Here is a 26,100-nt window from a genome sequence, read left to right on the forward strand (position 1 = left end):
AATGGCTGCAATCAAGAATTCTCTGCCGCGTCGCAAGTTCGACGTGGTCATCGTCGGCGCGGGCGGCTCGGGGATGCGCGCGTCGCTCCAGCTCGCGCGTGCAGGCCTCTCGGTCTGCGTGCTCTCGAAGGTGTTCCCCACGCGCTCGCACACCGTGGCGGCGCAAGGCGGCATCGGCGCCTCGCTCGGCAACATGAGCGAAGACAACTGGCACTACCACTTCTACGACACGATCAAGGGCTCCGACTGGCTCGGCGACCAGGACGCGATCGAGTTCATGTGCCGTGAAGCGCCGCACGCCGTGTACGAACTCGAACACATGGGCATGCCGTTCGACCGCAACGCCGACGGCACGATCTACCAGCGCCCGTTCGGCGGCCACACGGCCAACTACGGCGAGAAGCCGGTGCAGCGCGCCTGTGCCGCTGCTGACCGTACCGGCCACGCGCTGCTGCACACGCTGTACCAGCAGAACGTTGCGGCCAAGACCACGTTCTTCGTCGAATGGATGGCGCTGGACCTGATCCGCGACGCCGAAGGCGACGTGCTCGGCGTGACCGCGCTGGAAATGGAAACGGGCGACGTCTACATCCTCGAAGGCAAGACCACCCTCTTCGCCACGGGCGGCGCGGGCCGGATCTTCGCGGCATCGACGAATGCGTTCATCAACACCGGTGACGGTCTCGGCATGGCCGCGCGCTCGGGCATCGCGCTGCAGGACATGGAGTTCTGGCAGTTCCACCCGACCGGCGTGGCCGGCGCGGGCGTGCTGATCACCGAAGGCGTGCGCGGCGAAGGCGGCATTCTGCGCAACGCGAACGGCGAGCGCTTCATGGAGCGCTACGCACCGACGCTGAAGGACCTCGCGCCGCGCGACTTCGTCTCGCGCTCGATGGACCAGGAAATCAAGGAAGGCCGTGGCGTGGGTCCGCACAAGGACCACGTGCTGCTCGACCTCTCGCACATTGGCGCCGAGACGATCCTGAAGCGTCTGCCGTCGATCCGCGAGATCGCGATGAAGTTCGCGAACGTCGATCCGATCAAGGAGCCGATCCCGGTCGTACCGACCATCCACTACCAGATGGGCGGCATCCCGACCAACATCAATGGTCAGGTCGTTGGCACGCCGAAGGGTCACGAAGAAGTCGTGAACGGCTTCTACGCCGTGGGCGAATGCTCGTGCGTCTCGGTGCACGGCGCGAACCGCCTGGGCACGAACTCGCTGCTCGACCTCGTGGTGTTCGGCCGTGCGGCCGGCAACCATATCGTCAAGCACGTCAAGGAACTGCGCGATCACAAGCCGCTGCCGGCCGACGCCGCCGACTTCGCGCTCTCGCGTCTGGCCGAGCTCGACCGGTCGACCTCGGGCGAGTACGCGCAGAGCGTGGCGAACGAGATCCGCGGCTCGATGCAGAAGCATGCGGGCGTGTTCCGCACCTCGAAGCTGCTGGCAGACGGCGTGAAGGACATCGCGCAGGTGGCCGAGCGTGCGAAGCACATCCACCTGAAGGACAAGTCGAAGGTGTTCAACACGGCGCGCGTGGAAGCGCTCGAAGTGGCGAACCTGATTGAAGTTGCGCGCGCAACGATGGTCTCGGCTGAAGCGCGCAAGGAAAGCCGTGGTGCGCACGCGCAGAGCGACTTCGAACACCGCGACGACGAAAACTGGCTGCGCCATACGCTGTGGTTCAGCGAGGGCGACCGTCTCGACTACAAGCCGGTTCACATGCAACCGCTGACCGTCGAGTCCGTGCCGCCCAAGGCGCGAACGTTCTAAGAGCGTGTTTGGGGTGGGGAGGGCCTTGCGGGCCTTTGGGGCGGGTTGTTTGCGGTCTGCGCACGGATTTCGCGTTTCCTTGAATTCGTGTCGGTCTGCATGCGTTGCCCCTGTGCGGGGCAGCACCTACTTTTCTTTGCAGCCGCAAAGAAAAGTAGGCAAAAGAAAGCGGCTCACACCGCTAGTGTGACGCAGTACACCACTGGTCTTTAATCGGAGCGGTTCCGGAGCGTCTGTCACCACGCGCCGTACAACAGAGTGACCAAGGACTCATACCTCCGGCGGCGCTACGCGCGCCGTGGAGCATAACTCAAGACCAATGGGGCGCGTGCGTATTCGCGTGTCAGGCAGCACGCCTGGTTTCCCGTGCAGACCCGACCGCTGCGCGCGTAGCGAGCAGCGGGATGGATGAGCCCTTTGTCACTGAGTTTGAAGGTGCGAGGTGACGGATGCCCCGGAACCACTTCGATAATGGGCGAGAGGTTCACTGCGTCACACTGGCGGTGTGAGCGGCTTTCTTTTGCCTACTTTTCTTTGCCGCTGCAAAGAAAAGTAGGTGCCGCCCCGCACAGGGGCAACGCTAGCAGACCGACACGAACACAAGGAAACGCGAAAAAGCACGAACCACGAAACAGCAATCTCCCCACCCGGAAACCAACACCCCCTAAAACCAAAGCAAAGCCAGTCACAAGGAATCGGAAATGGCCAAACGAATTTTTGAAGTCTACCGCTACGATCCGGACAAGGACGCGGCGCCGCGCATGCAGTCGTACGAGCTGGAAATCACGCACGAGCGCATGCTGCTCGACGCGCTGGTGAAGCTCAAGGAACTGGACGAGACGCTGTCGTTCCGCCGTTCGTGCCGCGAAGGCGTGTGCGGCTCGGACGCCATGAACATCAACGGCAAGAACGGTCTGGCGTGTCTGACGAACCTGAACGACCTGCCGGCGAAGATCGTGCTGCGTCCGCTGCCCGGCCTGCCCGTGGTGCGCGACCTGATCTGCGACTTCACGCAGTTCTTCAACCAGTACCACTCGATCAAGCCGTACCTGATCAACGACACGCCGCCGCCCGAGAAGGAGCGTCTGCAGTCGCCGGAACAGCGCGACGAGCTCGACGGTCTGTACGAGTGTATTCTGTGCGCGAGCTGCTCGACGTCGTGCCCGAGCTTCTGGTGGAACCCGGACAAGTTCGTCGGCCCGGCAGGCCTGCTGCAGGCTTACCGCTTCATCGCGGACAGCCGCGATGAAGCCACCGGCGAGCGTCTGGACAACCTCGAAGACCCGTACCGTCTGTTCCGTTGCCACACGATCATGAACTGCGTCGACGTCTGCCCGAAGGGGCTGAACCCGACGAAGGCGATCGGCAAGATCAAGGAACTGATGGTCCGCCGCGCGGTTTGAGGCTGCGGTACTGAAATGGAATCGCACCAGTCTGATCCCCATCGCCGCGCGCGCCTTCGCTGGCGCGCGCGGCGCGGTCTGCTCGAAAACGACCTGATTTTCGAGCGCTTTTTCGACCGCTATGAGCATGACCTCAGCGACGCCGATGTGGGTGCGCTTACGCGCCTGCTCGAGCTGAGCGATAACGACCTGATGGACTTGCTGCTTGCACGCAAGGAACCAGAAGGCGACCTTGCCGACCCGGACGTGAAGCGGGTGCTGGAGCTGCTTCGCAACGTCTGAGATGCGACGGCGTCCGCAGTTGCCGTGATTGCCGCAGTTGCATGAGCGGCAGGCGCCGCGCCGGACGAAACTATCGAATCCTGTGTTTATCTTCGATTGAGGATGTGCTATGACCCCGTCTGATGTAAAAGCCACGCTATCGTTCAGCGACAATTCGCCGAGCGTCGAACTGCCGATCTACAAGGGCTCGATGGGCCCGGATGTGATCGACATCCGCAAACTGTACGGTCAGACCGGCAAGTTCACGTACGACCCGGGCTTCATGTCGACGGCGGCATGTAACTCGGCCATCACGTACATCGACGGGGACAAGGGCGAACTGCTCTACCGCGGCTTCCCGATCGACAACCTCGCGCAGAACGCCGACTTCCTCGAAACCTGCTACCTGCTCCTGAAGGGCGAGCTGCCGAACCAGGCGCAGAAGGCCGAGTTCGTGAAGACCGTCACGCAGCACACGATGGTGCACGAGCAGATGCACTTCTTCTTCCGTGGCTTCCGCCGCGACGCACACCCGATGGCGATTCTGGTCGCCGCGGTGGGCGCGCTCTCGGCGTTCTACCACGACTCGCTCGACATCAATAACCCGCGTCACCGCGACATCTCGGCCATCCGCATGATCGCCAAGCTGCCGACGCTGGTTGCCATGGCGTACAAGTACTCGATCGGCCAGCCGTTCGTGTACCCGCGCAACGAGCTTTCGTACAGCGCGAACTTCATGCACATGATGTTCTCGAACCCGTGCGAAGAGTACAAGATCAACGACGTGCTCGTGCGCGCGCTCGACCGCATCCTGATCCTGCACGCCGACCACGAGCAGAACGCTTCGACCTCGACGGTGCGTCTGTCGGGTTCGTCGGGCGCGAACCCGTTCGCGTGTATCGCGGCCGGCATCGCGTGTCTGTGGGGCCCGGCGCACGGCGGTGCGAACGAAGCCGCGCTGAACATGCTCGAAGAGATCGGCTCGGTCGACAACATCCCCGAGTTCATCAAGCAGGTCAAGGACAAGAACTCGGGCGTGAAGCTGATGGGCTTCGGCCACCGCGTCTACAAGAACTACGATCCGCGCGCGAAGCTCATGCGCGAGACGTGCCACGAAGTGCTCAACGAACTCGGCCTGCACGACGATCCGCTGTTCAAGCTCGCGATGGCGCTCGAAAAGATCGCGCTGGAAGACGAGTACTTCGTGTCGCGCAAGCTGTACCCGAACGTCGACTTCTACTCGGGTATCGTGCAGCGCGCGCTGGGCATCCCCACGTCCATGTTCACCTGCATCTTCGCGATGGCGCGCACGGTGGGCTGGATCGCGCAGTGGAACGAAATGATCGCCGACCCCGAGCAGAAGATCGGCCGTCCGCGTCAGCTCTTCATCGGCGATACGCCGCGCGAAGCGAAGCCGATCGCGCAACGCTAAGCCATACCGTTCTTCACGCGGTGCGCCGCGTGAAGAACGAGCCGAGCGAAACAAAAACGCCCCGACGGGCTTTGCCCGTCGGGGCGTTTCTCTTTGCGGTCAGCGTCGTGCGATCCGTGTCGATTTTGTGGCGGGTCGCGAGGCGGGTGGCCGCGTCGGCGCCGCTCGCGCTGACCGCCCAGCGGCGCAAGCCATTGCCGGAAACGAGCGGCATGGGCGGCGACCCACTGTGAATCCTTTATGATGGAACGCGCCTAAATTCCAGAGCCGTTCCATGTTCTTCGCCGCGAATTCCTTGCACCGCCGCCTGAGCATCGCCATCGGCTCGCTTGCGATTCTGGTTGGCCTGCTAGGGGCGCTCGGCACGTTTCTCGTGGTGCGCAGTCTCGCGAGCGAATTCAGCTCGAGCCTGCGCGATGCAGCCGCGCATGTGCAAACCGGCGTGCCGCACCGCGACGCCGAACAGAGCGGCGAGCCGGGTGGCAAGGTGGGCGGCAAGGCGGACGGTGTACGCCGTCCCTCGGACGATCTCGTCGTGCAGATCTGGTCCGCCGGGGACACGGCCACGCCAGGCCGCACCAGCGACCCCGATATCGCGCTGCCGCGCGCGCAAACGGGCTACTCGTCGCTGCAATACGATGGCGAGGCATGGGACGTCTTCGCGCTCGCCACGGGCGACGAGCAGATCCAGGTCGCGGAATCGCGCAGCATGCGCAACCGCAACGCGCTGCGCGTGGCGTTCTGGAGCCTGCTGCCAGTGCTCGCGCTGCTGCCTCTACTCGTGCTGACGATCGCCGTGACGGTACGGCTCTCGCTGCGGCCGCTGGAGCGCGTCGGCCGGCGCGCGGCGAAAGTCGATCTGCACGAGCTCAAGCCGCTCGATGCGCAGAAGGCGCCCGTGGAGCTGCGGCCCTTCGTCGAGTCGATCAATCGGATGATCGAGCGCCTTTCGGTGCTCGTGAACGCCGAGCGCAAGTTCATCGCCGACGCCGCGCACGAGTTGCGCTCGCCCATTTCGGCCATGCAGTTGCAGATCGACAATCTGCGCGATGCGCCGCCCGATCAGTACGGCGAACGCTTCGACGAGCTGCGGCGCGGCGTGGCGCGCACGGGCTCGCTCGTGTCGCAACTGCTCGGCCTCGCGCGGGCTGAGATCGGCGGCGGGCAGCGTGGGAGCGTCGAGATCGCGCTGCCGCAGCTCGTGACCGATGTGCTCGCCGACCTGCTGCCGCTCGCCGATGCGCGCGGCGTGGATCTGGGCGTCGAGCGTCTCGACGACGCGAGCGTGCGCGCGACCGAAGGCGACATGCGTGTGCTGGTGCGCAATCTGATCGACAACGCGGTGCGCTATGGTCGCGCAGGCGGGCGCGTCGACGTGACGGTGCGCCGCGACGCGCAAACGGCAACGATCGAAGTGACCGACGACGGCCCGGGCATTGCGGCAGAGGATCTGCCGCACGTCTTCGACCGCTTCTTTCGTGCGCGCGGCAACGACGCCGAAGGCAGCGGACTTGGCCTCGCGATCGCGCAGGCGCTGGCGCAGAGCTATCGCGGGAGCGTGACGCTCGAAAATCGCGTCGACGGCCAGACAGGCATCGTCGCGCGCATCGAGTTGCCGCTGGCCCGAAACGATGCGCGCCGACAAGTGCAACAAAGTATTGAGGAACACTGAGCGATGCGGATTCTGCTGATCGAAGACGATCTGCTGATCGGGCCGGCGCTGCTGCGGGCGTTGAAGGACGCCTCATATAGTGTCGATTGGGTGCGCACGGGCGAGAGCGGCCGCGCGGCCGTGCGCGACGGCTCGTACACGACCATTCTGCTCGATCTGGGCCTCGGCGACATGAGCGGCCTCGACGTGCTGCGCGGCTTGCGCGAGGCCAACGACGCCACGCCGGTCATCATCATCACCGCGCAGGACGACGTGGATACGCGCGTGGAGGGCCTCGACCTCGGCGCCGACGACTACCTCGTCAAGCCGTTCGAGAGCAAGGAGCTGCTCGCGCGCATTCGCGCGGTGGTGCGGCGCAAGTCGGGCTTCGCCTCGTCGACGATGGGCAGCGCGCGCGTGACGCTCGACATGAACGCGCGCCGTCTCAGCTTCGATGGTCAATCCGATGAGCTTTCGGCGCGCGAGTATGCGCTCATGCTCGCGTTGCTGGAGCGTCCCGGCGCGATCCTCTCGCGCCAGCAACTCGAAGAGCGGCTCTACGGCTGGGGCGAGGAGGTCGAGAGCAATGCCGTCGATGCGGTGATCTACAGTGTGCGGCGCAAATTCGGCCACGCGGTCATCCGCAACGTGCGGGGCCTCGGCTGGGCGGTGTGCGTCTGACGTTTGACGGGCGCATGCGGTCGCGAGCGCACCGACCCACTCGGCTTCGCCCTCCGCGAGATGGCGATCCGCATGGACGGCGACGAGGCACAGGCGCAGCACCTCGGCGCGCAGCGCCGGATCCAGGCCGGTTACCGCGCTCCCAGACCGCCGCTCTCGCTGTCCTGCGGCCGCGTCTTGACGAGCGATACCACCACGCCGCCTGCGAGCAGCGCTGCCGTCACGCCGAGGCTCAGCAGCGCGGGAATCTTGCCGACGATGCCCACGAGAAAGATCTTCGCGCCGATGAACACCAGCACGAGCGCGAGCGCATGCTTGAGGTAGTGGAAGCGGTGCGCCATCGCCGCGAGCGCGAAGAACAGCGCGCGCAGGCCGAGCACGGCGAAGATGTTGCTCGTGTAGACGATGAACGGATCGGTGGTGATCGAGAAGATCGCCGGGATCGAGTCGACGGCGAAGATCAGATCGGCGAATTCGACCATCAGCAGCGCGACCAGCAGCGGGGTGGCGAAGCGCTTGAGCTTGCCAGTCGCCGGGTGCGCGCGCCGCACGATGAACGCGCCGCCCTCGAGCTGCGGCGTGACGGGCAGCACGCGGCGGATCAGATGCAAGATCTTGCTGCTTTCCACGCCGGCTTTGTCGCCGGTTTCTGCGCCAGTGCCTGCGTTCGCGCCTTCGTTCGATCCTTCCTTCGAGCCGAGCAGCATCTTCACGCCGGTCACGGCGAGAAAGAGCCCGAACACGAACAGCATCCACTCGAACTGCGCGACGAGCGCCGCGCCGAGCCCGACCATGATCGCGCGCAGCACCAGCACGCCGGCGATGCCCCAGAACAGCACGCGATGCTGATACACGCGTGGCACCGCGAGCGCACCGAAGATCGACGCGATCACGAACACGTTGTCGAGCGAGAGCGACTTCTCGATGAGGTAGCCGGTTAGGTATTCGGTGGCCGGCCGTGCGCCGAGTTGCCACCAGATGAAACCGCCAAACAGCACGCCGACCGCGATGTAGCCGAGCGATAGCCACAGGCTTTCGCGGATGCCGATCTCGCGATCGTTACGATGCAGCACGCCGAGATCGAGCGCCAGCAGCACGATTACCACCGCGAGGAAGGCGGCCCAGAGCCAGACAGGCTGTCCGAGGAAGCTGGCGGTGAAAAGCGGCGGGAGCATGAGGTGGATCCTTGTCGTGGCGTGGTGAGGAGTCGAGCAATTGGGCCTTGGCCCAATCGCCAGCGTAGCGACGAAGAATGAGGAGCGAATGAGGGCGTACTGGCATGGAAAAGCGCTGAAGATGCATCCTCCACGCGCCAGGTCGCGGCTCGATGTTTGACATGGATTCAGAGAACCCGCTTAAATTCGGCGCCCGGCATATCCAAAAACTGCGCAGTGCTAAATTCATTGGCTTCAAAAATAAGCCAAGGACTATGAGAACGACACCCATCAAAGCCGGGATCGCCTGTGGTCTCGTCGTTGCGTTGAGTGCCTGCGCAGGCCTCCAGAACATCGATCCCAATGCGGCGGTTTCCGCGGGGACCTCCCTCCTCAAGGCTGCGACGATTTCGGATAGCGACATCGTGACGCTCTCGAACGAGGCGTGCCAGGCAAGCGACGCGAAGTCTCAAATAGCGGCGCCGGGCAGCGCGTATGCGAAGCGGCTCACGAAGGTGATGAGCGGTTTCGGCGACATGACCCTGAACGGACAGAAGATCGACTACAAGGTGTATGTCACGAAGGACGTCAATGCCTGGGCGATGGGCAACGGTTGCGTGCGCGTCTATAGCGGCCTGATGGACATGATGAACGACGACGAACTACGCGGCGTGATCGGGCACGAGATGGGGCACGTTGCGCTCGGCCATACGAAGAAGGCCATGCAGGCGGCCTATACCGTGAGCGCGGCGCGAACGGCGGTAGGGGCTTCCGGTAATTCGGTGGTGACGGCGTTGAGCACGTCCCAACTCGGCGATCTGACCGAGCAGTTCATCAATGCGCAGTTCTCGCAGAAGCAGGAGAGCGCGGCGGACGATTATTCCTTCGATTTGCTCAAGACGAAGGGCATGAGTCAGCAAGGCCTCGTTACGGCATTTCAGAAGCTCGCGGCCCTCGATGGCGGCCAGAGTTCGATGATGAGTTCCCATCCGTCCTCGCCGAGCCGCGCACAACATATCGAGAACCGCATCAAAACTGGTAGTTGATCGAAATATCGCAGACTCCATCGGTTTTCGTCTGGATGATCGGGCTTCTGGCGGCGCTGCCGAGCAGGCGTCTCAAGGCGCCATCGGCGCTGACGAACCAGTGCTTGTCGACGAAGTACACCATCGTGATGCCGAAGCCCGCCGACTTCAGGCCCGCGCCCGCGTCGTAGCGCCGGTAGCCCGAGGCGGCGGCCTGCTGGCCATTCACGCCGAACCAGCTCTGCATGTAGTTCGAATCGGCGAACGTGACGGAAGGGCCGGCGAACCAGTAGAACTTCTCGTTGCTGCCCGGCAGCGGCATATAGGTGCCCAGGTCGGCGCTCCAGCCATTCGAGCCGCCGAAGCTGCGCGTGAACGCCGCGCGCAACACCAGCGGGAAATCCTTCGACACCACATATTCCGCAGCCAGCTTCAGCTCGGGGGCCGGGTTGATGTTGCCAAGGCCGCTCAGATGCTCTGGATCGTCGTGGCCGCGCCGCCCGAGGTCGTAGGCGGCGGCCACGCTCACGCGCCAGTTCTGGCCTTGCAGGACATTCACGCCGAAGCCTTCGCCGGTCGAGCCGAACAGGATGTCCTTGTAGCGGATGTCGATGCTCGGCCCGGTGAGCATGTGATAGCGGTCCGAGCCGTCGTAGCGCGGCTCGAAAGTCGCGCCGATGCCAAGGCGCGCTTCGAGAGGCGGGCGGTCGGGATCGAACATTTTTTCCAGCGGGATGCCGGCGGAGTATTGCCATTCCCCAAGCGGAGAAGGCGTTTGCGCCGCGGCGTGCGGTGCGAAGGCGGCGAGTATGCAGGCCGTGGCGGCGAGCGAAGCCTGCCGGGCGCTCCCACAGGGAAGGGCCTGCGGGACACAAGAAAACTTCCTTCGGGGCGTGCAGGGTGCGAAAGGCATGAGGCCTCCGTGATTGCCTGGTCTGGGCGCGCGGTGTTCGTTCAGTGTGATGGAACCATATTCCGGGCGTCCGTGCGGCGGCGCATGTCATGCAATCGACGTGCCCACGACAGGGCGCGGCGTCGCACTGCCTCGGCGTCGGGTCGCAAGCGCCTTTCGTGAAGCTTGCCACTGTGTGCCGCTCGCCGGGTAACATCGATACAGGTATCGCCACTACCACCCAACCCACTGTTTTTTATCGCTTTTTTTCGCCCGGGGCGATGCGGGAGGCGCATTTCGCGTGGCATAATCGATTCACAACGTCGATTCACAACGCAACGCTCCCCGCAGTCACTCGCAGTCATTCAATCCCCGCATATCATGGCAAAGACGCTCTACGACAAGTTGTGGGACTCTCATGTGGTCCACACGGAAGACGACGGCACGACGCTCCTTTACATCGACCGTCAACTGCTGCACGAAGTCACCAGTCCGCAGGCATTCGAAGGGCTGAAGCTGCACGAGCGCCCGGTGTGGCGCATCAGCGCGAACCTGGCCGTTTCCGACCATAACGTGCCCACCACCGACCGCAGCCACGGCATCGCCGACCCGGTCTCGAAGCTCCAGGTGGACACGCTCGACGCGAACTGCGACGCCTTCGGCATCACGCAGTTCAAGATGAACGACCAGCGTCAGGGCATCGTTCACATCGTAGGTCCTGAGCAGGGCGCGACGCTGCCCGGCATGACCATCGTCTGCGGCGACTCGCACACCTCCACGCACGGCGCGTTCGGCGCGCTCGCGCACGGCATCGGCACCTCGGAAGTCGAGCACGTGCTGGCCACGCAAACGCTCTTGCAAAAGAAGAGCAAGAACCTGCTCGTGAAGGTCGAAGGCCAACTGCCGCGCGGCTGCACCGCGAAGGACATCGTGCTCGCCATCATCGGCAAGATCGGCACGGCGGGCGGTACGGGCTACGCCATGGAGTTCGGCGGCTCGATGATCCGCGGCCTCTCCATGGAAGGCCGCATGACCGTGTGCAACATGGCGATCGAGGCCGGCGCGCGCGCGGGCATGGTCGCCGTGGACGACACCACGATCGACTATCTCAAGGGCCGTCCGTTTTCGCCGCAAGGCGTGGAGTGGGATCAGGCCGTCGAATACTGGAAGACCTTCCGCACCGACGACGGCGCGCACTTCGACCACGTGGTCGAATTGAGCGCAGCCGACATCGTGCCGCAGGTCACCTGGGGCACCTCGCCCGAAATGGTCACCTCGGTCGATGGCCGCGTGCCCGATCCCGAGCGCGAAAAGGATCCGGTCAAGCGCAACGCGATGGAACGCGCGCTGCAATACATGGCGCTCGAGCCGAACACGCCGATCGAATCGATCAAGCCGGACAAGATCTTCATCGGTTCGTGCACCAACGCGCGCATTGAAGACCTGCGCTCCGCCGCTTACGTCGTGAAGAAGCTCGGTCGCCGCGTCGCGTCGAACATCCGTCTGGCGATGGTCGTGCCGGGCTCGGGCCTCGTGAAGGCACAGGCCGAGCGCGAAGGCCTCGACAAGGTGTTCACCGAAGCGGGCTTCGAATGGCGCGAGCCGGGCTGCTCGATGTGCCTCGCGATGAATGCCGACCGGCTGGAGCCGGGCGAGCGCTGCGCGTCCACCTCGAACCGCAACTTCGAAGGCCGTCAGGGCGCGGGCGGGCGCACGCACCTCGTGAGCCCGGCCATGGCCGCCGCAGCGGCAATCGAAGGGCATTTCGTCGACATTCGCAAGCTGGGCTGAGGCTACACGGATCATGGAAAAATTCATCGTACACACCGGCGTCGTGGCGCCGCTCGATCGCGAGAACGTGGACACCGACGCGATCATCCCGAAGCAGTTCCTCAAGTCGATCAAGCGCACCGGCTTCGGCCCGAACGCCTTCGACGAATGGCGCTATCTCGATCACGGCGAACCGGGCCAGGATAACTCGAAGCGCCCGCTCAACCCGGACTTCGTGCTGAACCAGCCGCGCTACCAGGGCGCGTCCATTCTGCTCACGCGCAAGAACTTCGGTTGCGGCAGCTCGCGCGAGCACGCGCCGTGGGCGCTCGACCAGTACGGCTTCCGCGCGATCATCGCGCCGAGCTTCGCCGACATTTTCTATAACAACTGCTTCAAGAACGGCCTGCTGCCGATCGTTCTCTCCGAGTCGGACGTCGATCATCTGTTCAACGAAACGTATGCGTTCAATGGCTTCCAGCTCACTATCGATCTGGACAAGCAGGTCGTGCGTACGACCGACGGCGCGAAGGAATATCCGTTCGAAGTGGCTGCGTTCCGCCGCTACTGCCTCCTGAATGGCTTTGACGATATTGCTCTTACGCTGCGTCACGCCGACAAAATCCGCCAGTTCGAAGCCGAGCGCCTCGTGCGCCAGCCGTGGCTGAAGAATCGCGTGATCTAAGCGCGCATCTGATTGCATCGCGCACCCAACACAAAACATAGCGAGGAATCACAGGATGAAGATTGCAGTGTTGCCGGGCGACGGCATCGGTCCCGAGATCGTCAAGGAAGCCGTCAAGGTTCTCAATGTGCTCGGCGAGAAGTTCGAGCTGGAAGAAGCGCCCGTTGGCGGCGCGGGCTACGAGGCGAGCGGCCATCCGCTGCCCGAAGCGACGCTCGCGTTGGCGAAGGCCGCTGACGCGATCCTGTTCGGCGCCGTGGGCGACTGGAAGTACGACAAGCTCGAGCGCGCGCTGCGTCCGGAGCAGGCCATTCTGGGCCTGCGCAAGCATCTGGAGCTGTTCGCGAATTTCCGTCCGGCGATCTGCTATCCGCAGCTTACGGGCGCTTCGTCGCTCAAGCCGGAAATCGTTTCGGGTCTCGACATCCTGATCGTGCGCGAGCTGAACGGCGACATCTACTTCGGCCAGCCGCGCGGCACGCGCGAAGCGCCGGACGGCAACTTCAAGGGCGCGCGCGAAGGCTTCGACACGATGCGTTATGCGGAGCCCGAAGTGCGCCGCATCGCGCACGTGGCTTTCCAGGCCGCCCAAAAGCGCCAGAAGAAGCTCACTTCGGTCGACAAGGCCAATGTGCTCGAAACCTCGCAGTTCTGGAAGGACATCGTGATCGATGTCTCGAAGGAGTACCCGGACGTCGAGCTTTCGCACATGTACGTCGATAACGCGGCCATGCAGCTCGTGAAGGCGCCCAAGGCGTTCGACGTGGTGGTCACCGGCAACATGTTCGGCGACATCCTCTCGGACGAAGCGGCCATGCTCACGGGCTCGATCGGCATGCTGCCCTCGGCCTCGCTCGACAAGAACAACAAGGGCCTGTACGAGCCTTCGCACGGCTCGGCGCCGGACATCGCGGGCAAGGGCATCGCCAATCCGCTCGCGACCATTCTTTCGGCCGCGATGATGCTGCGCTATTCGCTCGGCCGCGCCGAGCAGGCGGACCGCATCGAGAACGCGGTGAAGAAGGTGCTCGAGCAGGGCTATCGCACCGCCGACATCGTCACGCCGGATTGCAAGAAGGTCGGCACGGCGGAAATGGGCGACGCGGTGGTCGCGGCGCTGTAAAACAGTCGTAAAAGGGCATGCCTGAGAAGGTTTCAGGCGTGCCCTTTTTTCGTTGTGCGGATGCAGGGTTCAAGGCGGCGTGCCGCCGCAGGGCGCGTCGTTAATCGCGGGAAACGCGTGGAAAGCGCGTGGAAAGCGCGTGGAAAGCGCGTGGAAAATGCGGGTAGCCCCGCGCGAAATTACGGTTTTCGTGTATATTGTTCCGATGGCGACGATCCCCCAGATCACTTCTGTTTCGAAAATCCACGGCACGGCCCGTGTGATTTCGCTCGCCATCACCACGATTATCACGAAAGCGATTATTACCAAAACGATCATCACTCGTTGATCGCTCGTCGTGCCCGCTCATCTTCCCCGCGCGGCCACGCCGGGCGAGCGAAGCGGGGAAGTGTCCATATCAAGGGTTAATCATGAACGTAGGTCTCGTAGGTTGGCGCGGCATGGTCGGCAGCGTGCTGATGCAGCGCATGCAGGAAGAACGCGATTTCGACCTGATCGAACCGGTGTTTTTCAGCACCAGTAACGCAGGCGGCGCGGCGCCGTCGTTCGCCAAAAACGAGACGAAGCTCAAGGACGCGAACAGTGTCGACGAGCTCAAGAAGTGCGACGTCATCATCACCTGTCAGGGCGGCGACTACACCAATGAGGTGTATCCGAAGCTGCGCGCCGCGAGCTGGAAGGGCTACTGGATCGACGCGGCCTCGGCGCTGCGCATGAAGGACGATGCGGTCATCATCCTCGACCCGGTCAACCTCGACGTCATCAAGGACGCGCTCGTCAAGGGCCAGAAGGATTTCGTCGGCGGCAACTGCACGGTCAGCCTGATGCTGATGGCGCTCGGCGGCCTGTTCCGCGAGAACCTCGTCGACTGGATGACGGCCATGACCTATCAGGCCGCTTCGGGCGCGGGCGCGCAGAACATGCGCGAGTTGCTCTCGCAGATGGGCGCGCTCAACGCGGCGGTTGCGAGCGATCTCGCGAACCCGTCGTCGGCGATTCTTGACATCGACCGCAAGGTGCTCGCCACCATGAACAGCGACGCCATGCCCACCGCACACTTTGGCGTGCCGCTCGCGGGCTCGCTGATCCCCTGGATCGACAAGGACCTCGGCAACGGCATGTCGAAGGAAGAGTGGAAGGGCGGCGCGGAAACCAACAAGATTCTCGGCAAGCCGGCCATGGGCGAGCCGGGTTCGATTCCGGTGGACGGCCTGTGCGTGCGCGTCGGCGCGATGCGCTGCCACTCGCAGGCGCTCACGATCAAGCTCAAGAAGGACGTGCCGCTCGACGAGATCGACGGCATCCTCGCCTCGGCCAACGACTGGGTCAAGGTCGTGCCGAACCAGCGCGAAGTCTCGATGCGCGAGTTGTCGCCGGCGGTCGTCACGGGCACGCTCTCGGTGCCGGTCGGCCGTCTGCGCAAGCTGGCGATGGGCGGCGAGTATCTCTCCGCGTTCACTGTCGGCGACCAGCTCCTGTGGGGCGCCGCCGAGCCGCTGCGCCGCATGCTGCGCATTCTGCTCGACAAGTGAATGAATTAAACTACGCGCCTAATGACGCGTAGACAGGGTGATAAAGCGCCGCGCCAGTCGCGGCGCTTTTTTATTTCCGGGATGTTTCCGGGCGCCGGGCTGCAGGGCGCCGAGTTGCCGGAAGCCGGCGCATGGCCGGCCATCTCACACGCAACGAACTTCCGTTTCATCGACTGCCGCGCGAGCGGTGTGCCAGGGCATCTGATGATCGTTCGATTTGAATCCATTCCAAACCCAACCATGAAAGCGCGACGGGCGCGCCGTGCCGCCGTTGCGGTGTCCGCGGCGGCGCTGGTCGCCGTGACCGGCACTGTGGGCGTGGCCCACGCGCAAGGCGGCGCCACGCAGGCAGCAACAACACATGCAGTCACGCATGCAGCGACGCATGCAGCAACGCATGCAGCAACGCATGCAGCAACGCATGCAGCCGCGCCGGCCGTAACGCAAGCAGCCGCAGCCGCAGCGGCGAGCGGCGCTGCCGCTGCCGCCTCGGGTGCGTCTGCTACCGCTGCGGCGTTGCCCGTGATTGGCCAGTACACCATCCGCGCGGGGCAGTCGCTGCACGATGTGGCCGTTGATGTCACGCAGTCGCACGACAAGACGGTGATCGCGCGCGCGAGCCAGGCGCTGTTCGACGCGAATCCCGCCGCGTTCATGAAGCACGATCCGAGCCGCCTCAAGGTGGGCGCCGTGCTGAACGTGCCGGGCACGCCGGATATGGCTAGCGGCGCAGCCGGTGCTTCTACGCCTGCGGCGGGGGCCTCTGCTGCCGTGGGGGCCGGCGCCTCGGCGCCTGCCGCTGGGGCAAGCGCGCCCGGCGCTGCGGTTGGCATGGCTCCGGCTTCGGGCGCCACGAGTTCCAGTTCCGCGACCCATGCGACGGCGGCCACGGCGGCAAGTACGGCGGCGACTTCCGCAGCCGCAAGCGCTAGCACGGGCGTGAACGCTGGCGTCCCCGCGGCGAGCAGCGCAGCAGGCGCCTCGGCGTCCCTGGAGGCTGGCGCGAGCGCGGCGAACGCGCAGGCCGCATCCGGTGCCTCGGCCGAAGCGAGCGCGGGTGCAGCGCCCGCATCGGCCAGCGACGCCCATTCGTGGAGCGGCGCCGTTCAGACCGCACCGAGCGCAGGTGAGGCGTCGGGCGCGTCCGCGACGCCGGGCACGGCGGCATCGGCGCCCATCACGGTATCGAGCCTGCAACAGTTGCTGGCACTCAAGAATCGCGTGCTGATGGCCTTGCAGCAGCACGGCATCGGCAAGCAGGCGCGCGTGGCCGGCGCTCCGGCCGGGACGTCGGGTGCGCATGGCGGCGCCCCGGCCGGTGGCGCGCTGCCGGGAGCGAACGGCACGCAGCCCGAGATTTCGCCGATCACGCTCGGCGGCGTGGCTGCGCTCGTGCTGGCATTCGTCGCGCTGGTCGTGCGCTTGCTCATGCGCAAACGTCGCAAGCCGGTGCCTGCGGCCAGCGAAAACGCGGCGGAGCCGCCGCGTTCGGCCGCTCCGCCGTCCGTTCCGCCATCCGAGCACGAAGCTGCGCCGGCGCCACACGAAACGCCGGTACAGCCTGCCGCGCCTCTGGGCGCCGGCGCGGCAGCCGCAGCCGCAGCAGCGGTGGAGGCGCAGGTCGAGACGCCGGCCGAGCCGCCCCAGCGCGACGCCACGCTCGACCGTGCAGCGGATGCGGCCAGCCTCGCGGCGGCTGCCGAACTCGGCGGCGAGGCACTTCCGCCGCCGGGGTTTGAGGCAAGCCCGATCGAACTGACGATACCGGCTGTGCAAGTCGAACCGCGAGCCGAACAGCAAGCTGAACAGCGGGCCGAGCCACAAGCAGAGCCACCAACCCCCGCCGCCGAGGCCGAGGCGCCCACGGCCGCGATCGAACCTGCTGCGCCTGTTGCGGCAGCAGCGCCGCTGCACGAACCACAAGCAGCGGGCGACCATGCAGCGCCCGAAACACCTTCAGAATCGCTTGCTGCACCCGTTGTCCCACTAGAACAAAAAGTAGAAATGCCACACCTGGAAGTACCGCTGGAAGTGCCGCAAGAGTTTCCGAAGTCCGCACTGGATGCCCTCGGCGGGCTCGACATGCCGCTGCCGCCGCGCGTCGAAACCCCGTTGCCGATGCCCGGCGCTCCGATCTCGACAGAGCCGGTCGCGACGCCCGAGACGATCGCGCGTCAGACGCTGCCGTTTGCCCAGCCGCCCGTGCTGCCGGCCGGGGCGGCCATCGAGGCGGGCACCGCGGGCGCAGGCGCAATCGCAGGCCTGGGCGCGCCGCGCTTCGGTACGCTCACGCTCGATTTCGACCTGAATCTGCCGGCCGATTCCGCCGAGCCGCTGCCGGTTTTCACGCCGGAGCAGCTCTCGCGCATCGCCCGCAACAAGCTTGACCTTGCGCACGAATACATCGCGCTTGGCGACCTGTCCGGCGCCCGCTCGCTGATCAACGAAGTGATCGAGTCGAACGACCACGCCACGCGCGCCGATGCGCAGGCGCTGCTGTCGACGCTCTCGCCGCTGTCCTGACGTTGCATCCGATATATGCGTATCGCGCTAGGAATCCAGTACGACGGGGCCGCCTTCTGCGGCTGGCAATCGCAGCCGCACGGCAAGACGGTGCAGGACGCGCTCGAGCGCGCGCTGCGCGAGTTTGCGACCGTGCCGCTGTCCACTGTCGTCGCGGGCCGTACCGACACGGGCGTGCACGGCCTGGGCCAGGTCGTGCACTTCGACACCGACCTCAACCGCACGCCATTCTCGTGGGTGCGCGGCACCAACGCGTTCCTGCCGCCGACGGTCGCCGTGCAGTGGGCCCAGCCGATGCCAGAGGCATTTCACGCGCGCTTTTCGGCGTTCGAGCGCACGTATTACTACGCGCTCTATGTGAACGCGGTGCGCTCGCCCATGCTGGCGGGCCGGGCGGGCTGGATCCACACGCCGCTCGACGTGGACGCCATGCGCGAAGCGGCTGCCTGCCTGATCGGCGAGCATGATTTTTCGGCGTTTCGCTCGTCCGAGTGCCAGTCGAAGACGCCCGTGAAGCACCTGTATCAGATCGACATCCGGCCGCTGGGCGATTTCATCCACTTCCGCTTCCGTGCGAACGCGTTCCTCCACCACATGGTGCGCAACTTGATGGGCTGTCTGGTGGCGGTGGGGCGGGGCCGCTATCCGGCCACGTGGATGGCCGAGGTGCTGGCCGGGCTCGATCGCACCAAGGCCGCGCCGACCTTCATGCCGGACGGTCTCTATCTTGCCCAAGTAGGCTATCCTGACGAGTTCGCGGTACCCGCCGCGCATACGGCGAGCGTGCCGTGGAGCACGGTCTGGACCGATGAGGCGTAGCGCCGGCCAGCTTGCTTCAGAAGCGCACGCCTACTTCGCGGGAGTTGCGCGAAGCCGCTGCTAAATGTCGCTAAAACCCGCGCGAAATTGCCAGCAAAACCAGCTATCGAACCTCAAGCCATGACCCCAGCCGAGCAACCCGCCACCGCCGCCACGCACCGCACGCGCATCAAGCTATGCGGGCTTTCGACGCCCGAGGCAGTCGCGCACGCGATCGACCTGGGGGCCGACGCCATCGGGCTCGTGTTCTATCCGCCCAGCGCGCGCTCGGTGAGCGTGGCCCAGGCCGTCGAACTCACCCACGATATTCCGCCGTTCGTCTCGGTGGTGGGGCTGTTCGTGAACGCCACGCCGCAATGGATCGGCGAGGTGGCGAGCAACGTCTCGCTCACGCTGTTGCAGTTTCACGGCGACGAAACGCCCGACCAGTGCGAATCGCTGGCTTCGGTTGCCGGTTTGCCCTGGTTGCGCGCGTTGCGGGTGGCGGCCGATACTCGCGAGGCCGATTTGATAGAATCGGCAAACCGTTATTCATCAGCCAGCGGCCTGCTTTTCGACACCCATGTCGAAGGCTACGGCGGCGGCGGGAAGGTCTTCGATTGGTCACTTATCCCCGCAGGGCTCGCGCGTCGGGCCGTTTTAAGTGGTGGCTTGAACGCGCAAAACGTCAGTGATGCGATTCGCCAGGTGCGTCCGTTCGCCGTCGATGTCTCCAGTGGCATTGAGGTACCGGGCGCGAAGGGCGTGAAAGATCACGCCCGCATGGCGGCGTTCGTGCGCGCAGTGCGCGAAGCGGACGCGGGATAAATTTCTTGGGTTAACCGGCGCTTGCACAACGCAAGGTGCCGCTGGCCTTAGCGAGTGACTTATGTACAATTTGCCCGATGAACGTGGCCATTTCGGCCCCTATGGCGGCGTATTCGCTGCCGAAACCCTGATGCAGGCGATCGACGAGCTGCGCGACGCCTATGCGAAATTCAAGGACGATCCCGACTTCGTCGCCGAATATGAGCGCGAGCTGAAGCATTTTGTCGGCCGTCCGTCGCCGATCTATCACGCACAGCGCTGGAGCGAGTTGCTGGGCGGCGCGCAGGTCTATCTCAAGCGCGAAGACCTGAACCACACCGGCGCGCACAAGGTGAATAACGTGATCGGCCAGGCGCTGCTCGCGAAGCGCATGGGCAAGCCGCGCGTGATCGCGGAAACCGGCGCGGGCCAGCATGGCGTGGCCACCGCGACTATCGCGGCGCGCTTCGGCATGGAGTGCGTGGTCTATATGGGCGCCGAGGACGTGCGTCGCCAGGCCGCCAACGTCTACCGCATGAAGCTGCTGGGCGCGACCGTCGTGCCCGTGGAATCGGGTTCGCGCACGCTCAAGGACGCGCTCAACGAAGCCATGCGCGACTGGGTCACCAATGTCGAAAACACCTTCTACATCATCGGCACCGTGGCGGGCCCGCACCCGTATCCGATGATGGTGCGCGACTTCCAGCGCGTGATCGGCGACGAATGTCGCGTGCAGATGCCGGAAATGACGGGCCGCCAGCCCGACGCCGTGATCGCATGCGTGGGCGGCGGATCGAACGCGATGGGCATCTTTTACCCGTATATCGAAGATAGTTCGGTGCAGTTGATCGGCGTCGAGCCTGCCGGCGACGGCATGGAGACGGGCCGTCATGCTGCCTCGCTCGCAGCCGGCACGCCGGGCGTGCTGCACGGCAACCGTACCTATCTGCTGCAGGACGAGAACGGCCAGATCATCGAAACGCACTCGGTCTCGGCGGGCCTCGACTATCCGGGCGTCGGTCCCGAGCACGCGTGGCTCAAGGACAGCGGCCGCGCGCAGTACGTGACCATCGACGACGAGGAAGCGCTCAAGGCATTCCACGACTGCTGCCGCATCGAGGGCATCATTCCCGCGCTCGAATCGAGCCACGCGCTCGCGTACGCGGCGAAACTGGCGCCCACACTGCCCAAGGACAAGGTTCTGCTGGTGAACCTGTCGGGCCGCGGCGACAAGGACATGCACACGGTCGCCGAGCGATCGGGCATCCAGTTCTGAGCGCGCGGAGCGACCCCAGCGATGCGTGACGAGTTCGACGAGCCGCCGATGCCGACGTCCACGGGCGAGGCCGGTGCCGACACGGCTGCTTCCATAGCCGCCGTGCCCCCGGCACCTGCCGTGTCCTTGGTGCCGGACAGCATCCGGCTCCTGAACCGCGATTTTCTGACCGATGCGGCGAACCTGCCTGACGCCTCGATCGACCTGATCGTTGCCGACCCGCCTTATGGGCTCGGCAAGGACTACGGCAACGACTCCGACATGCGCTCGGGCGAGAATTTTCTCGCCTGGACGTATGAGTGGCTCGACCTGGCGATTCCGAAGCTCAAAGCCAGCGGCTCGCTCTATGTGTTCTGCACCTGGCAGTACGCGCCCGAGATCTTCGTTTATCTGAAGTCGAAAATGACGATGATTAACGAGATCGTCTGGGATCGTCGCGTACCCAGCATGGGCGGCACGACCCGCCGCTTTACCTCGGTGCACGACAATATCGGTTTCTTCGCGGTCTCGAAGGATTATTACTTCGATCTCGATCCCGTCCGCATCCCGTATGATGCCGTCACGAAGAAGGCGCGTTCGCGCAAGTTATTCGAAGGCAGCAAGTGGCTGGAGCTCGGCTACAACCCCAAGGACGTCTGGTCCGTCTCGCGGCTGCACCGTCAGCACGCCGAGCGCGTGGATCATCCCACCCAGAAGCCTCTTGAGATCGTCGAGCGCATGGTGCTCGCGAGCTGCCCGCCGGGCGGCCGCGTGCTGGACCCGTTCATGGGCAGCGGCACCACGGCAGTCGCTTGCGCGCGTCATCAGCGCGAATTCGTCGGCTATGAAATTAACGAAAGTTACTGCGCGATCGCGCGCGAACGCGTGAGCGCGGCCGCTTTGGCTACCGCTGCGCGTGCGTCCGCCGCGGCGTCCGCGGCTGTTGCGGCCGGCGCCTGATGCGCCGTCGCCGGCTCGCGCCGCGCGGTAACGACCGAAGACCGAATCTGAGGACCCTGAAATGTCCCGCATCAAAACCACGTTCGAGGCGCTCGCCGCCGCCAGCAAGAAAGGCCTGATCCCGTTCATGACGGCAGGCGACCCCGATCCGGCCCGCACGGTCGAATTCATGCATGCGCTCGCCGCCGGCGGCGCCGACGTGATCGAGCTCGGCGTGCCGTTCTCGGACCCGATGGCCGATGGCCCGGTGATCCAGCAGTCCTCCGAGCGCGCGCTCGCGAAAGGCGTGACGCTCAAGAGCGTGCTCGCCGACGTCAAGCGTTTCCGTGAATCCGACGACCAGACCCCCGTCGTGCTGATGGGCTACGCGAACCCGATCGAGCGCATGGGCGCCGACGCGTTCGCCGCCGCCGCGAAGGATGCGGGCGTGGACGGCGTGCTGGTGGTCGACTATCCGCCCGAGGAGTCGGTGGAGTTCGCCGCGAAGATGAAGGCCGCCGGGATCGATCCGATCTTCCTGCTCGCGCCCACCTCCACCGACGAGCGCATCGCCGAAGTGGGGCGCGCGGCGAGCGGCTATGTCTATTACGTTTCGCTCAAGGGCGTGACGGGCGCCGGGCATCTCGACGTCGCGAGCATCGCGAGTAAAATCCCGGCGATCAAGGCGCGCGTGCCGCTGCCGGTTGGCGTCGGCTTCGGCATTCGCGACGCGCAGACCGCTGCCGCCGTGGCCCAGGTGTCCGACGCCGTCGTGATCGGCAGCCGCATCGTGCAGTTGCTCGAGCAGGCGCCGGCCGATACCGCCGCCGAGGCGCTCACGCAGTTTGTGCTCGATATTCGGACGGCGCTCGACGCGGTCTCGGACAACGCGAAATGAGACTGCTGTAAAATCCACTTTTCGCCATGCGCGGACGGGGTCGGAACCCGGTCATTTGTACCGAACCGGCCGTTCAGTCGAACGTTCGATCCGCCGCGCCCGCGCATCACGAAGGTTAAGGAAGAAACAATATGAGCTGGCTCGATAAACTGCTGCCGCCCAAGATCAAGCAAACCGATCCGAAAAGCCGCAAGAGCATTCCGGAAGGTCTGTGGATCAAGTGCCCGTCGTGCGAGGCGGTCCTGTACCGCAACGACGTGGAAGCGAATCTGCACGTCTGCCCGAAGTGCGATCACCACATGCGCATCAACGCGCGCGAGCGCCTCGACGGTCTGCTCGATCCGGAAGGCCGCTATGAAATCGGCCAGGAAATCGTGCCGGTCGACGCGCTGAAGTTCAAGGACAGCCGCAAGTACCCCGACCGCATCAAGGAAGCGATGGACGACACGGGCGAAACCGACGCCATGGTCGTCATGGGCGGCGCGATCCACACGCTGCCGTGCGTGGTTGCCTGCTTCGAGTTCTCGTTCATGGGCGGCTCGATGGGCTCGGTGGTGGGCGAACGCTTCGCACGCGGCGCGCAGAACGCGATCGAGCAGCAAGTGCCGTTCATCTGCTTCACCGCTTCGGGCGGCGCGCGCATGCAGGAAAGCCTGCTTTCGCTCATGCAGATGGCCAAGACCACGGCCATGCTCACGAAGCTCTCGGACGCCAAGCTGCCGTTTATTTCCGTGCTGACCGACCCCACGATGGGCGGCGTGTCGGCGAGCTTTGCGTTCCTCGGCGACGTCGTGATCGCGGAGCCGAAGGCGTTGATCGGCTTCGCCGGCCCGCGCGTGATCGAGCAGACGGTGCGCGAGAAGCTGCCTGAAGGCTTCCAGCGCTCGGAATTCCTGCTGCAGAAGGGCGCGATCGACATGATTATCGATCGCCGCAAGATGCGCGAAGAAATCGCTCAATTGATGGCGTTGCTACAGCGTCAGCCCGCCGACGCGGTGGCCTGACGCGGTGGCCTGAACATAAACATAAAACGCGCGGAACTCGCAGCTTCCGCGCCGTGTCTGACGCGCCGCGAGCGAAAGCAAGCGGCGCGTTGTCATTTCCGCGATAATGCCGTTTTTTCGCAGCGGCCCGTGAGTGTGAACGGCGCGCCTAATCCGCGCGCCATTGCATGATCGCACGCTGTGCACGTACTTCCCTGAATCGTCCCGATGAGTACTTTTCCCACCCTCGACGCGTGGCTCACGCATCTCGAAACCGCGCATCCGGTCGGCATCGACATGGGCCTCGAGCGCATTCGCCAGGTCAAGGACGCGCTGAACCTGAAGTTCGAATGCCCGATGTTTACGGTGGGCGGCACGAACGGGAAGGGCTCCACCTGCGCGATTCTCGAAACCATCCTGCTCAAGTCGGGCTATCACGTCGGCTGCCATACGTCGCCGCATTTGCTGGCGTTCAACGAGCGCGCGCGCATCGACGGCCAGGAGGCCAGCGACGCCGACCTGCTGCCGCACTTCGAGGCCGTGGAAGCCGCGCGCAACGCGCTCGCCACGCCGGTCACGCTCACGTACTTCGAATTCACGACGCTCGCGATCATGCATCTGTTCGCGTCGCGGGGGCTCGATGCCGTGATCTTCGAAGTGGGTCTGGGCGGGCGTCTGGATGCCGTGAATGTGCTCGACACCGACTGCGCGATCGTCACGAGCATCGACCTCGATCACACCGAATATCTCGGCGACACGCGCGAGAAGATCGGCTTCGAAAAAGCCGGCATCTTCCGCGCCGGTGTGCCGGCAATCTGCTCGGACCCGCTGCCGCCGCAGTCGCTCGTCGATCATGCGCAGGCGATCGGCGCCGATCTGTGGCTCTTCGGCCGCGATTTCCGCTATGAAGGCCAGGCCGGCAGCGAGCGTCAGCAGTGGAGTTACATCGGCCGCTCGCAGCGCCGCTCGGCGCTCGCCTATCCGGCGCTGCGTGGCGCCAATCAGCTGATCAATACCTCGGCGGCGCTCGCGGCGCTCGAATCGATGCGCGACCGGCTGCCGGTGTCGGCGCAGGACATTCGCCTCGGGCTCGCCAATGTGGAGTTGCCTGGCCGCTTCCAGGTGCTGCCGGGCAAGCCGTCGATCATTCTCGACGTGGGCCACAATCCGCACGCCGCCGCCGTGCTCGGGCAAAATCTCTCCAGCATGGGCTATTTCCCGTACACCTACGCGGTGTTCGGCGCCATGCGCGACAAGGACCTCGCGGGCGTGATCGCGCATCTGAAGGGCGAGATCGACCACTGGTGCGTGACCGATTTGCCGTTGCCGCGCGCGGCGTCGGCGCAACAACTTGAAGCGGTGCTGCGCGAGGCCGGTGTGGAAGACGGCCCCGACAGCAGCATCACGCGCTATGAAACGCCCGCCGCGGCGTTTCAAGATGCGCTAAAACGGGCGACCGAAAATGATAGAATTCTCGTTTTCGGAAGTTTTTTGACGGTTGCCGGCGTGATGGCCTGGCGAAAGTCGCAGCAGCACTGATCGCGCGGCCCCCTACAGCCGCTACGCACAGGCCAAAAGCAGCCATACATGGGAATTTTCTCGTTCGGCAAGAAAGACGACGCGCCCAGCCGACGCGACGCCGAAGCCGGCCCCCGCCGCCGGAGCAGTCAGAACACGCGCGTGGAGCGGCGCAGCCGCCGGCCGGCCCGCTCCGGCGACGCCGAGGCGATGCTGCTCGATCCCACCCTGCCCGAAAAGCAGCGCGCGCGCCGGCGCCTCGTTGGTGCGATTGCGCTGGTGCTGGCCGCCATCGTGATTTTGCCGATGGTGCTCGATTCGCACCCTAAAACCGTCACCAACGACATCTCCGTCGATATTCCGAGCCGCCCGGTGTCGAAGACCGCCGCGCGTGGCGACGAGGACACCCAGGCGGGCGTCGCGCCGGACAATCCCGCTGCCGCACTGGGCGTAGCGACGCCCGGCGCGACGGCAGCTTCGGGCGCCGCGCCGGCGCAGACTGCACGTTCGGCGCAAGCGACCCAAACGACTCAAGCGAAACCCGCAGCGCCGGCCAAATCCGCGCCGGCCGCTCAGGTTCAAGCTCAAGCGAATCAATCGAAGGTGGAAGCGGCGAAGCCGGCCTCGGGCGCGGCGCTCGCGTCGCGCGGCAAGTCGGCGGGCACCACTGCGGCCACTAATGCGGCCACTAATGCGGCCACCACCGCAGCCAACGCCGAAAACGATGCGGGCGCACCCGCCGCGCCGCCGGGTGCGCGCTTCGCGGTGCAACTGGGCGCGTTCGGCAGCGACGCCGCCGCGAATAAATGGGTCACGAAGTTGAAAACTGCGGGTGTACCCGCATATACCGAGCAGCATAAGGAAGCCGACGGCACGACGCGCACGCTGCTGCGCGCCGGTCCGTTCCCCGATCGCGCATCGGCCACCGAGGCGATCGCGAAGGTGCGCGGCGCAGGCCTGATGGCGGGTTCCAACGGCTCGGCACAATAACGC

At 65.0% G+C, this 26,100-nt stretch carries 24 protein-coding genes; 21 read left to right on the forward strand and 3 right to left on the reverse strand.

Annotated elements, in window-relative coordinates; translation table 11 throughout:
- Window position 1: 1 nt before the first annotated feature.
- The 4 genes from sdhA (at window position 2) to gltA (ending at window position 4,873) form a co-directional block, all read left to right on the forward strand.
- Window positions 2-1,777, forward strand: coding sequence for a succinate dehydrogenase flavoprotein subunit (gene sdhA, locus L5014_RS15425; RefSeq protein ID WP_238464601.1), 1,776 nt, complete (start codon window positions 2-4; stop codon window positions 1,775-1,777).
- Between the two features lie 701 nt (window positions 1,778-2,478).
- A complete protein-coding gene (locus L5014_RS15430) occupies window positions 2,479-3,180 on the forward strand; it encodes a succinate dehydrogenase iron-sulfur subunit (protein ID WP_133193348.1) in 702 nt (233 codons plus the stop codon).
- 15 nt (window positions 3,181-3,195) lie between these two features.
- On the forward strand, window positions 3,196-3,462 hold the full coding sequence (locus L5014_RS15435; protein WP_027797784.1) for an FAD assembly factor SdhE: 267 nt from the start codon (window positions 3,196-3,198) through the stop codon (window positions 3,460-3,462).
- 109 nt (window positions 3,463-3,571) lie between these two features.
- Entirely contained in the window at window positions 3,572-4,873 is a 1,302-nt protein-coding gene (gene gltA / locus L5014_RS15440; protein ID WP_238464602.1) for a citrate synthase, read from the forward strand.
- Between the two features lie 13 nt (window positions 4,874-4,886).
- On the opposite strand, the gene L5014_RS15445 is transcribed toward gltA, so the two are convergent.
- On the reverse strand, window positions 4,887-5,087 hold the full coding sequence (locus L5014_RS15445; protein WP_238464603.1) for a hypothetical protein: 201 nt from the start codon (window positions 5,085-5,087) through the stop codon (window positions 4,887-4,889).
- Between the two features lie 60 nt (window positions 5,088-5,147).
- Between L5014_RS15445 and L5014_RS15450 the strand changes: the two genes are divergently transcribed.
- Both L5014_RS15450 and L5014_RS15455 read left to right on the forward strand, forming a co-directional pair.
- Window positions 5,148-6,545, forward strand: a complete 1,398-nt coding sequence (locus tag L5014_RS15450) for a sensor histidine kinase (protein ID WP_238464604.1) — start codon at window positions 5,148-5,150, stop codon at window positions 6,543-6,545.
- Between the two features lie 3 nt (window positions 6,546-6,548).
- Window positions 6,549-7,205, forward strand: coding sequence for a response regulator transcription factor (locus L5014_RS15455; protein WP_238464605.1), 657 nt, complete (start codon window positions 6,549-6,551; stop codon window positions 7,203-7,205).
- Between the two features lie 131 nt (window positions 7,206-7,336).
- Here the strand turns inward: L5014_RS15455 and L5014_RS15460 are convergent, their stop codons facing one another.
- Window positions 7,337-8,380: a TerC family protein gene (locus L5014_RS15460; protein ID WP_238464606.1), complete on the reverse strand. Its 1,044-nt coding sequence runs from the start codon at window positions 8,378-8,380 to the stop codon at window positions 7,337-7,339.
- Between the two features lie 254 nt (window positions 8,381-8,634).
- Between L5014_RS15460 and loiP the strand changes: the two genes are divergently transcribed.
- Window positions 8,635-9,405, forward strand: coding sequence for a metalloprotease LoiP (loiP, locus tag L5014_RS15465; protein ID WP_238464607.1), 771 nt, complete (start codon window positions 8,635-8,637; stop codon window positions 9,403-9,405).
- On the opposite strand, the gene L5014_RS15470 is transcribed toward loiP, so the two are convergent.
- The gene (locus L5014_RS15470; protein ID WP_420800075.1) at window positions 9,389-10,297 is read right to left on the reverse strand and encodes a MipA/OmpV family protein; all 909 of its coding nucleotides are present in this window, start codon (window positions 10,295-10,297) and stop codon (window positions 9,389-9,391) included. The two genes, loiP and L5014_RS15470, sit on opposite strands and share 17 nt — an antisense overlap.
- Before the next feature lie 360 nt (window positions 10,298-10,657).
- Between L5014_RS15470 and leuC the strand changes: the two genes are divergently transcribed.
- The 14 genes from leuC to L5014_RS15540 all read left to right on the forward strand — a co-directional run bounded on the left by leuC (window position 10,658) and on the right by L5014_RS15540 (window position 26,097).
- Window positions 10,658-12,067 (forward strand): 3-isopropylmalate dehydratase large subunit, encoded by a 1,410-nt coding sequence (leuC, locus tag L5014_RS15475; protein WP_238464608.1) that lies wholly within the window; start codon window positions 10,658-10,660, stop codon window positions 12,065-12,067.
- A 13-nt stretch (window positions 12,068-12,080) separates the two neighbouring features.
- Window positions 12,081-12,731 carry a 3-isopropylmalate dehydratase small subunit gene (gene leuD, locus L5014_RS15480; RefSeq protein ID WP_238464609.1) on the forward strand — a complete coding sequence of 217 codons (651 nt, stop codon included), beginning with the start codon at window positions 12,081-12,083 and terminating at the stop codon, window positions 12,729-12,731.
- Between the two features lie 55 nt (window positions 12,732-12,786).
- Entirely contained in the window at window positions 12,787-13,854 is a 1,068-nt protein-coding gene (gene leuB, locus L5014_RS15485; RefSeq protein WP_238464610.1) for a 3-isopropylmalate dehydrogenase, read from the forward strand.
- Window positions 13,855-13,993: 139 nt separating this feature from the next.
- The gene (locus L5014_RS15490; RefSeq protein ID WP_238464611.1) at window positions 13,994-14,182 is read left to right on the forward strand and encodes a hypothetical protein; all 189 of its coding nucleotides are present in this window, start codon (window positions 13,994-13,996) and stop codon (window positions 14,180-14,182) included.
- An 82-nt stretch (window positions 14,183-14,264) separates the two neighbouring features.
- Complete coding sequence (gene asd, locus L5014_RS15495; RefSeq protein ID WP_238464612.1) at window positions 14,265-15,386, forward strand: aspartate-semialdehyde dehydrogenase; 1,122 nt, start codon at window positions 14,265-14,267, stop codon at window positions 15,384-15,386.
- Window positions 15,387-15,626: 240 nt separating this feature from the next.
- Window positions 15,627-17,909 (forward strand): FimV/HubP family polar landmark protein, encoded by a 2,283-nt coding sequence (locus tag L5014_RS15500; protein WP_238464613.1) that lies wholly within the window; start codon window positions 15,627-15,629, stop codon window positions 17,907-17,909.
- A gap of 15 nt (window positions 17,910-17,924) precedes the next feature.
- Complete coding sequence (gene truA / locus L5014_RS15505; protein WP_238464614.1) at window positions 17,925-18,728, forward strand: tRNA pseudouridine(38-40) synthase TruA; 804 nt, start codon at window positions 17,925-17,927, stop codon at window positions 18,726-18,728.
- 120 nt (window positions 18,729-18,848) lie between these two features.
- Window positions 18,849-19,535 (forward strand): phosphoribosylanthranilate isomerase, encoded by a 687-nt coding sequence (locus tag L5014_RS15510; RefSeq protein ID WP_238464615.1) that lies wholly within the window; start codon window positions 18,849-18,851, stop codon window positions 19,533-19,535.
- 61 nt (window positions 19,536-19,596) lie between these two features.
- On the forward strand, window positions 19,597-20,790 hold the full coding sequence (gene trpB, locus L5014_RS15515; RefSeq protein WP_238464616.1) for a tryptophan synthase subunit beta: 1,194 nt from the start codon (window positions 19,597-19,599) through the stop codon (window positions 20,788-20,790).
- Between the two features lie 21 nt (window positions 20,791-20,811).
- The gene (locus L5014_RS15520; protein ID WP_238464617.1) at window positions 20,812-21,729 is read left to right on the forward strand and encodes a DNA-methyltransferase; all 918 of its coding nucleotides are present in this window, start codon (window positions 20,812-20,814) and stop codon (window positions 21,727-21,729) included.
- Between the two features lie 61 nt (window positions 21,730-21,790).
- Entirely contained in the window at window positions 21,791-22,606 is an 816-nt protein-coding gene (trpA, locus tag L5014_RS15525) for a tryptophan synthase subunit alpha (protein ID WP_238464618.1), read from the forward strand.
- A 131-nt stretch (window positions 22,607-22,737) separates the two neighbouring features.
- Window positions 22,738-23,610: an acetyl-CoA carboxylase, carboxyltransferase subunit beta gene (gene accD, locus L5014_RS15530; protein WP_238464619.1), complete on the forward strand. Its 873-nt coding sequence runs from the start codon at window positions 22,738-22,740 to the stop codon at window positions 23,608-23,610.
- A 207-nt stretch (window positions 23,611-23,817) separates the two neighbouring features.
- The gene (gene folC / locus L5014_RS15535; RefSeq protein ID WP_238464620.1) at window positions 23,818-25,128 is read left to right on the forward strand and encodes a bifunctional tetrahydrofolate synthase/dihydrofolate synthase; all 1,311 of its coding nucleotides are present in this window, start codon (window positions 23,818-23,820) and stop codon (window positions 25,126-25,128) included.
- Window positions 25,129-25,176: 48 nt separating this feature from the next.
- Entirely contained in the window at window positions 25,177-26,097 is a 921-nt protein-coding gene (locus L5014_RS15540; protein ID WP_238464621.1) for an SPOR domain-containing protein, read from the forward strand.
- Window positions 26,098-26,100 lie beyond the last annotated feature (3 nt).

The sequence above is a fragment of the Paraburkholderia tagetis genome, from assembly GCF_022213065.1.
Lineage (GTDB): Bacteria > Pseudomonadota > Gammaproteobacteria > Burkholderiales > Burkholderiaceae > Paraburkholderia > Paraburkholderia tagetis.

Excerpts from the sequence above, each read along its gene's own strand:
- sdhA (WP_238464601.1), top strand. The coding sequence starts at position 2 with ATGGCTGCAATCAAGAATTCTCTGCCGCGTCGCAAGTTCGACGTGGTC.
- L5014_RS15430 (WP_133193348.1), top strand. The coding sequence starts at position 2,479 with ATGGCCAAACGAATTTTTGAAGTCTACCGCTACGATCCGGACAAGGAC.
- L5014_RS15435 (WP_027797784.1), top strand. The coding sequence starts at position 3,196 with ATGGAATCGCACCAGTCTGATCCCCATCGCCGCGCGCGCCTTCGCTGG.
- gltA (WP_238464602.1), top strand. The coding sequence starts at position 3,572 with ATGACCCCGTCTGATGTAAAAGCCACGCTATCGTTCAGCGACAATTCG.
- L5014_RS15445 (WP_238464603.1), bottom strand. The coding sequence starts at position 5,087 with ATGCCGCTCGTTTCCGGCAATGGCTTGCGCCGCTGGGCGGTCAGCGCG.
- L5014_RS15450 (WP_238464604.1), top strand. The coding sequence starts at position 5,148 with ATGTTCTTCGCCGCGAATTCCTTGCACCGCCGCCTGAGCATCGCCATC.
- L5014_RS15455 (WP_238464605.1), top strand. The coding sequence starts at position 6,549 with ATGCGGATTCTGCTGATCGAAGACGATCTGCTGATCGGGCCGGCGCTG.
- L5014_RS15460 (WP_238464606.1), bottom strand. The coding sequence starts at position 8,380 with ATGCTCCCGCCGCTTTTCACCGCCAGCTTCCTCGGACAGCCTGTCTGG.
- loiP (WP_238464607.1), top strand. The coding sequence starts at position 8,635 with ATGAGAACGACACCCATCAAAGCCGGGATCGCCTGTGGTCTCGTCGTT.
- L5014_RS15470 (WP_420800075.1), bottom strand. The coding sequence starts at position 10,297 with ATGCCTTTCGCACCCTGCACGCCCCGAAGGAAGTTTTCTTGTGTCCCG.
- leuC (WP_238464608.1), top strand. The coding sequence starts at position 10,658 with ATGGCAAAGACGCTCTACGACAAGTTGTGGGACTCTCATGTGGTCCAC.
- leuD (WP_238464609.1), top strand. The coding sequence starts at position 12,081 with ATGGAAAAATTCATCGTACACACCGGCGTCGTGGCGCCGCTCGATCGC.
- leuB (WP_238464610.1), top strand. The coding sequence starts at position 12,787 with ATGAAGATTGCAGTGTTGCCGGGCGACGGCATCGGTCCCGAGATCGTC.
- asd (WP_238464612.1), top strand. The coding sequence starts at position 14,265 with ATGAACGTAGGTCTCGTAGGTTGGCGCGGCATGGTCGGCAGCGTGCTG.
- L5014_RS15500 (WP_238464613.1), top strand. The coding sequence starts at position 15,627 with ATGAAAGCGCGACGGGCGCGCCGTGCCGCCGTTGCGGTGTCCGCGGCG.
- truA (WP_238464614.1), top strand. The coding sequence starts at position 17,925 with ATGCGTATCGCGCTAGGAATCCAGTACGACGGGGCCGCCTTCTGCGGC.
- L5014_RS15510 (WP_238464615.1), top strand. The coding sequence starts at position 18,849 with ATGACCCCAGCCGAGCAACCCGCCACCGCCGCCACGCACCGCACGCGC.
- trpB (WP_238464616.1), top strand. The coding sequence starts at position 19,597 with ATGTACAATTTGCCCGATGAACGTGGCCATTTCGGCCCCTATGGCGGC.
- L5014_RS15520 (WP_238464617.1), top strand. The coding sequence starts at position 20,812 with ATGCGTGACGAGTTCGACGAGCCGCCGATGCCGACGTCCACGGGCGAG.
- trpA (WP_238464618.1), top strand. The coding sequence starts at position 21,791 with ATGTCCCGCATCAAAACCACGTTCGAGGCGCTCGCCGCCGCCAGCAAG.
- accD (WP_238464619.1), top strand. The coding sequence starts at position 22,738 with ATGAGCTGGCTCGATAAACTGCTGCCGCCCAAGATCAAGCAAACCGAT.
- folC (WP_238464620.1), top strand. The coding sequence starts at position 23,818 with ATGAGTACTTTTCCCACCCTCGACGCGTGGCTCACGCATCTCGAAACC.
- L5014_RS15540 (WP_238464621.1), top strand. The coding sequence starts at position 25,177 with ATGGGAATTTTCTCGTTCGGCAAGAAAGACGACGCGCCCAGCCGACGC.